2 pseudogenes are annotated in these 1123 nt (G+C 41.4%); both read left to right on the plus strand.

The features are described from left to right. Positions 1-750, plus strand: a pseudogene (locus tag B3I52_RS13925) (fucose isomerase); the annotation flags it as partial. Beyond that, positions 750-1123 (plus strand): annotated as a pseudogene (locus tag B3I52_RS13930) (ribulokinase); the annotation flags it as partial. The pseudogenes B3I52_RS13925 and B3I52_RS13930, both read left to right, overlap by 1 nt.

Consider the following 1123-nt stretch of genomic DNA (forward strand, 5'->3'; position numbering starts at 1 on the left):
ATCGGTATTCAATATCAACAAGGATTGAAAGATCTTGTGCCAGCTAGCGATTTAGTAGAGGGATTGTTGAATAATCAAGATCGCCCACCGGTTTACGACGAAAAAGGCAAAGAATTATATGCAGGCGAAGCTCTTCCTCACTTTAACGAAGTAGATGAATGTGCGGGCATTGATGGTTTATTAACCTATAGATTGTGGAGACAATTGGGTATGCCAGCAGAGAATACATTACACGATTTACGCTGGGGAGAAAACTTCAAAAATGACAAGGTAGATGATTTTATTTGGGTGTTTGAAATTTCTGGAGCAGCTCCGCCAGCCCATCACGTAGATGGTTATGCCGGTTCTGATAGCATTCGTCAGCCAGCCATGTTCTTTAAATTTGGAGGAGGTTCTTTAAGGGGAGTAGCTAAGCCAGGTAATATTGTTTGGAGCCGTGTGTACGTAATCAATAACGAACTACATTGCGATTTAGGTGTGGGTAAAGCGGTAGAATTGCCAAAAGAAGAAACCGAAAGAAGATGGAATGAAACTAATTACCAATGGCCAATGATGCATGCTACTTTAGACGGTGTAACTAGAAATCAAATGATGGCTCGCCACAAAGCAAACCATATTCAGGTAGTTTATGCCAATGATGAAGCTTCGGCGCATAAAGCTTGTAGAATTAAAGCAGCTGCGCTAGAAGAGTTAGGTATTAAAACGCACTTCTGCGGTACAGTAGATGTTGATGGTTCAAAATTTAACTAATGAGTGAAAAAAAATATGTAATTGGATTAGACTACGGAACAGACTCGGTGAGAGCCTTGTTAGTTGATGCTAGTAATGGCGCCGAGGTAGCTTGTTCAGTAAGTTTGTATAAAAGATGGGCCGAAGGAAAATACTGTCGGCCCGAACTTTCTCAATTTAGGCAACACCCTTTAGATTATATCGAGGGCATGGAAGAAACGATTAAAAATATCGTTGGTCAAGTAGCGAAGGAAGTAGTAAATAATATTGTTGCAATTACAATTGATACCACGGGCTCAACCCCTGGAGCGGTAGATGAAACGGGTACGCCATTGGCTTTATTGCCAGGGTTCGAAGAAGATCCGGATGCAATGTTTGTGCTCTGGAAAGATCA

The organism is Pedobacter sp. UBA4863, assembly GCF_002399615.1.
Taxonomy (GTDB): Bacteria; Bacteroidota; Bacteroidia; order Sphingobacteriales; family Sphingobacteriaceae; genus Pedobacter.